This window comes from Pseudomonas sp., from assembly GCF_026224925.1.
GTDB lineage: Bacteria > Pseudomonadota > Gammaproteobacteria > Pseudomonadales > Pseudomonadaceae > Aquipseudomonas.
In genome coordinates this window covers 1-6,339 of the sequence record NZ_JAMFRV010000052.1, presented here as the reverse complement: position 1 = coordinate 6,339, position 6,339 = coordinate 1, and the positions used below count along the sequence as shown (strand labels likewise).

Below are 6,339 nucleotides of genomic sequence, written 5' to 3'. Positions count from 1 at the left end.
GAAGAACGGCGTCCAGTCGATGTATTCGGCCAGCACGTTGAGGTCGATGTTCTCCAGCACCTTGATGCCAGTGAAGGTCGGTTTGACCGGCTGGTAGTCGGACCAGTCGAACTGAGGCTTTTTCGCCAGTGCGGCGCCATAGCTCAAACGCTCGGTACGCGAACTGCGGGCGGCCGTGCGTTCACGAACTTCGATGTACTCAAGCCGGGTTTTCTCAATGAACGCGGGCTTCAATTCCTTGGACAGCAACTGCGTAGCCACGCCCACTGCACGGGAGGCATCCGTTACGTAAATGACCGCGTCGTTGCTGTACTTAGGCTCGATCTTCACTGCGGTGTGCGCTTTAGACGTGGTCGCGCCGCCGATCATCAGTGGCAGGAAAAAGTTCTGCCGCTGCATTTCCCGGGCAACGTGCACCATCTCATCAAGCGATGGGGTAATCAGGCCCGACAAACCAATGATGTCGCACTTATGTTCTTTGGCGGCCTGAAGGATCTTTTCCGCAGGTACCATTACGCCAAGGTCGACGATGTCGTAGCCGTTGCAACCCAGCACCACGCCGACGATGTTCTTGCCGATGTCATGCACGTCACCCTTGACCGTGGCCATGAGGATTTTGCCCTTGGCCTCCGGTTTGTCGCCTTTTTCCTCCTCAATGAAGGGGATTAAGTGGGCCACGGCTTGTTTCATCACTCGCGCCGATTTAACCACCTGCGGCAGGAACATTTTGCCCGAACCAAACAGGTCGCCGACGATGTTCATGCCAGACATCAACGGGCCTTCGATCACTTCGATCGGACGCTTGAAGGACTGTCGTGACTCTTCGGTGTCTTCGACGATGTTGGTGGTGATGCCCTTGACCAGCGCATGTTCCAGGCGTTTGTTCACAGGCCAGGTGCGCCACTCTTCGGTTTCCGCTTCCTTGACGCTGCCATCGCCTTTGTACTTGTCGGCAATCGCCACCAAGGCATCAGTGCCGTGTGGCGTGCGGTTGAGCACCACGTCTTCAACGATGTCGCGCAGCTCAGTCGGGATCTGGTCGTAGATCTCCAGTTGGCCGGCGTTGACGATGCCCATGCTCAAGCCGTTGCGAATCGCGTACAGCAGAAACACTGAGTGAATCGCCTCGCGCACCGGGTTGTTGCCACGGAACGAGAACGACACGTTGGATACGCCGCCCGAGGTCAACGCGTGGGGCAGGTGGTCGCGGATGTAGGCGCAGGCATTGATGAAGTCGACTGCGTAGTTGTTGTGCTCTTCAATGCCGGTGGCGATGGCAAAGATGTTCGGGTCGAAAATGATGTCTTCTGGCGGGAAGCCGACTTCGTTGACCAGAATGTCGTAGGAGCGCTTACAGATTTCTTTTTTGCGTTTCTCGGTATCGGCCTGGCCGTCTTCATCGAAGGCCATAACTACCACCGCCGCGCCGTAACGCTTGCACAGTTTGGCGTGATGAATGAACTGCTCGACGCCTTCCTTCATGCTGATGGAGTTGACGATGCCCTTGCCCTGGATGCACTTGAGGCCGGCTTCGATCACTTCCCACTTGGAGGAGTCGATCATGATTGGCACACGAGAGATGTCCGGCTCGCCGGCAATCAGGTTGAGGAAGGTCACCATGGCCTTCTTCGAGTCGAGCATGCCCTCGTCCATGTTGATGTCGATCACCTGGGCGCCGGACTCAACCTGTTGCAAGGCGACTTCCAGCGCTTCGGTATAGTTATCTTCACGAATCAGCCGTGCGAAACGCGCGGAACCGGTGATGTTGGTGCGCTCACCGACGTTGATGAACAACGAGTTGCGATCAATGGTGAACGGTTCCAGTCCCGACAGGCGACAGGCTTTCGGAATGTCAGGAATAGCCCGCGGCGGGTACTTGCTCACCGCATTGGCGATGGCCTTGATGTGCGCCGGGGTGGTACCGCAGCAGCCGCCAACAATGTTGAGAAAGCCACTTTGGGCAAATTCTTCGATGATCGCGGCGGTCTGGTTTGGCTCTTCGTCGTATTCACCGAACGCGTTGGGCAAGCCGGCGTTCGGGTGAGCCGAGACGTAAGTGCCGGCCTTGTTCGACAGTTCTTCCAGGTACGGGCGCAAGTCAGCAGCGCCCAGCGCGCAGTTCAAACCCACGGAGATGGGTTTGGCGTGTGCTACGGAGTTCCAGAACGCTTCAGTCGTTTGGCCGGACAACGTGCGGCCGGAAGCGTCGGTGATGGTCCCGGAAATCATGATCGGCAATTCAAAGCCGACAGTTTCGAACACGCCTTGCACCGCAAAAATCGCCGCCTTGGCGTTCAGGGTGTCGAAAATCGTTTCGATCAGGATTAGATCGGCGCCACCTTCGATTAGTCCAAGTGTGGCTTCGGTGTAATTCTCAACCAGTTCATCGAAGGTGACGTTGCGATAGCCGGGATTGTTGACATCAGGTGACAGCGAACAGGTACGGCTTGTAGGGCCAAGCACACCGGCGACGAAACGCGGTTTATCCGGGGTTTCCAGGGTTTTTGCGTCTGCTACCTTGCGGGCGAGGCGGGCGCCTTCTACGTTCAACTCATACACCAACGCTTCCATGCCGTAATCGGCCTGGGACACTTGGGTGGCGTTGAACGTATTGGTTTCGAGGATATCGGCACCGGCGTCAAGATACGCCTTTTCGATAGCGCCAATCACATCCGGACGACTGAGAATCAACAGGTCGTTGTTACCTTTGACATCGCTCGGCCAGTCGGCGAAGCGTTTGCCACGGTAGTCCGCTTCTTCCAGGCGATAGCTCTGGATCATGGTACCCATGCCGCCATCGAGAATCAGAATGCGCTCTTTGAGGGCTTGCTGGAGGGCTGAGAGGCGTACGCTGCGATTGGACATAGGACTACCTGGAATAGGCTGATACAGAAGGTCCGGGATAATAGCAAACCTGCGCGCTTTTAGTGAGAGTCGCGGTTTTGCATGAATATCGTTCATGTTGAAGGCGTGGCGGTCTCTATAGAATCACTGGGTTAATTGTCTGGATGTTGATATGGCGCTTCGAGTGCTGGTTGGGTTTTTTTTACTGCTGATCTGCTGTGGCGCCGAGGCCCAAGACCCGTTGCAGTCAAACGCTGAGTCGATTTCCTATACCCGCGATGTACAGCCAATTTTCACTGAGAAGTGCGTGGCGTGCCACGCCTGTTACGACGCGGCGTGTCAGCTCAATCTGGGGAGCGGTGAAGGCGCCGCCCGCGGGGCAACCAAAATTCAGGTATATGACGGTGAGCGCCGTACGGCGCAAACGCCGACTCGGCTTTATTTCGACGCTCACAGCGCGGCAGCCTGGCAGCACAAAGGCTTTTATTCCGTGCTCGATGCACAAGCGACTCAGGCGGCCTTGATGGCGCGGATGCTTGAACTCGGGCACAACACGCCCTTGATTGCCAATGCCAAAGTCCCTCCTGAAGTCATTCTGGGCATGAGCCGCGATAATCAATGCCCACTGCCTGAAGAGTTCACTGCCTACGCCGCCACTCACCCTAAAGAGGGTATGCCGCTGGCCGTGGCTGGTTTGACCGACCAGCAATACCAGACGTTGCGCCGTTGGCTGGCAGCGGGCGCTCCGATTGATGAACAAGGGCTTGCGCCAAATGCCAGTGAGGCGCTGCAGATAAATCAGTGGGAGGACTTGCTCAATGCCCCAGGGGCCCGTGAAGGATTGGTCGCACGCTGGCTGTACGAACATCTATTTCTAGCGCATATCTATTTCGAAGGCGGCGCCCCAGGGCACTTTTTTCAATGGGTACGCTCGCGCACGCCCAGCGGCCAACCTATCGACCTGATCAATACTCGGCGGCCCGACGACGATCCCGGTACGCAGATGTATTACCGTTTATGGCCGGTACAAGGGGTGATCGTGCACAAGACGCACATCACCTATCCCATGAGCCCGAGCAAAATGGCGCGGGTCAAAGCGCTGTTCTACAGCGACAACTGGAAGGTGGATTCGCTGCCGGGCTATGGGCCGCGCCGCCGGGCCAATCCGTTTGAAACCTTCGAGCAGATCCCCGCTCAGGCGCGCTATCAGTTCATGCTCGACAACGCTGAATACTTCGTGCGCACGTTTATTCGCGGGCCGGTATGCCGTGGTCAGATCGCCACCGATGTGATTCGGGATAACTTCTGGGTGCTTTTTCAGGATCCCAGCCATGACCTCTACCTGACCAACCCGGCGTACCGAATCAAGGCAACACCGCTGTTGGCGATGCCGGGGCAAATTGATGACGTAGGCAGCATCCTGTCGCTGTGGCTGTCGTATCGGGACAAGCGCAACGAATATGAAGCTTTGCGCAGTGATACGTACGCCGCTGCGCCACCGCCCAGTTGGTCGAGCTTATGGGCGGGCAATGACAACGCCTTGCTGTCGATCTTTCGCCATTTCGATAGCGCCTCGGTCAACAAAGGCTTGATCGGCGAAGTGCCGCAAACCATGTGGCTGTTTGATTTTCCGTTGCTGGAACGCACCTATTATCAGTTGGCAGTCAATTTCGATGTGTTTGGCAACGTGGCGCATCAGGCCCAGACGCGTCTGTATTTCGATTTGATCCGCAACGGTGCCGAGGTCAACTTTCTGCGGTTGATGCCGGCTGACTCTCGTGATGGCTTCCTCGACGACTGGTATCAGGACGGCGGCAGAGTGAAGATGTGGCTGGATTATCAGAAGGTCGATGACGACACCCCGACAGGGCTGATCCTCGACAAGAAAGACCCCAAGCGCGACTTTGCTCAGCAACTGATTAACCGATATGGCGACTTGAACGCCCGGCCTGACCCAATCAACCGTTGCCTCGGCGCTTACTGCGCACGGCAAAATCTGCAACCTGAGTTGCAGGACGCGGAGCAAGCATTGAGCCGCTTGACCTCAAGGCCGGCCGCCGGTTTGCCGGTCATTGATCAATTACCCGAAGCCACCATGCTAAGGGTGCACGCCAGCAATGGTAAACGTGAGATGTACAGCATGCTGCGCAACCGCGCGCACACTAACGTCGCGTTTATCCTCGGCGATGAATCTCGCTATCAGCCGGGTTTGGATACCTTGACCATTTATCCTGGCGTGCTGAGCAGCTATCCGAATTTCATGTTCGATATCCCCGCTGACGAGGTCCCCGAGTTCGTCGATGCCATGCAGCGTGTCAAAGATAACGACGCCTTTGAAAAGATCGTCCAGCGCTGGGGAGTACGCCGCAGCAATCCGCAGTTTTGGGATTTTTTCCACGACTTGACGCGCTATATTCAGGAGACCGATCCCATAGAGGCGGGGGTGTTGGACATGAATCGGTATGAAAACTTGTAGTTTTTGCTGTGAGTGTTTTCAGATAGACCGCGGCGCCTGCTTCGCGAACAAGTTCGCTCCCACCGGGTCCGCGGAGAGCCCACATTTTTAGCCCATATGGATCTCTGTGGGAGCGAACTTGTTCGCGAAGATATCACCACGGTACGTCAGAAAAATCGCGCCGCCCGCATCGCCAATGACTTAGCTATTTACCTGCGCACCTTGATAAACATGGCCCGCAGCCATCTACCGGTCATCAAACCATCGCAACCTTTTTGCCGTTTACGTAGTCGGAGTTACGAACACGTCCTGGGACAGTATCTGTTCGGGGTCCTTGATCGTGATTGGAAAACAGGTGAGTTGCGGATGTTGATTTCGGTTCAAGCCTTGCGGGCACTCGCCGCATGGGTCGTTGTATGCCACCACTTCATGCAGATTTTCTTCGATTTTCATGCGTCCGGCCCTATAGGCCAGTTCTTCACCGACCGTGGAGCGGTTGGGGTGGATATCTTCTTCGTCATCAGTGGGTTAGTGATTTACCTGTCGACGCAGAGCAAAGACATGCCGGTCGGGCGTTTTATGGTCAATCGGATTATCCGGATAGTACCTGCGTATTGGGTCTATACCGCAGCCATGGGCTTGTTGATATTGGTTGCCCGGCCGTTAATGCCGCATGCGGTCGTCGATTGGCAGCATTTTATTCTGTCGCTGTTGTTCATTCCCTCAGAGAATCCAGGTGGATATGGCCTGTATCCCACCCTGAATGTGGGGTGGACGCTGAACTACGAGATGCTCTTCTATTTACTGTTCTCGATGGTTTTCCTGGTCAACCAGCGTCATCGTCCGCTAGTCATTGCGGTTTCGCTGTTTGCGGTCAGCGGTATATTGGCGCGTTACGGCCTGATCAGTCGTTTTTACCGTAACGACATCGTTTATGAGTTTCTGCTGGGTATCGCAATCGGCGTGATGTACCGGCGTGGCTGGATCGCCAACGGTCTTTGGATGCCCTTGATGGCAATCAGCGGTGCATTGGTCACGAT

General features: G+C 55.9%; 3 protein-coding genes. 2 read left to right on the top strand and 1 reads right to left on the bottom strand.

Annotated features, from left to right (window positions below):
- Positions 1 to 2,865 (bottom strand): methionine synthase (gene metH, locus M0974_RS02315; RefSeq protein ID WP_297832187.1); only part of this gene is annotated, 2,865 nt, incomplete at its 3' end.
- A 151-nt stretch (positions 2,866 to 3,016) separates the two neighbouring features.
- Between metH and M0974_RS02310 the strand changes: the two genes are divergently transcribed.
- On the top strand, positions 3,017 to 5,320 hold the full coding sequence (locus M0974_RS02310; protein WP_297832184.1) for a fatty acid cis/trans isomerase: 2,304 nt from the start codon (positions 3,017 to 3,019) through the stop codon (positions 5,318 to 5,320).
- 345 nt (positions 5,321 to 5,665) lie between these two features.
- Positions 5,666 to 6,339: acyltransferase (locus tag M0974_RS02305; RefSeq protein WP_297832182.1), on the top strand; the 674-nt coding region annotated here is incomplete at its 3' end.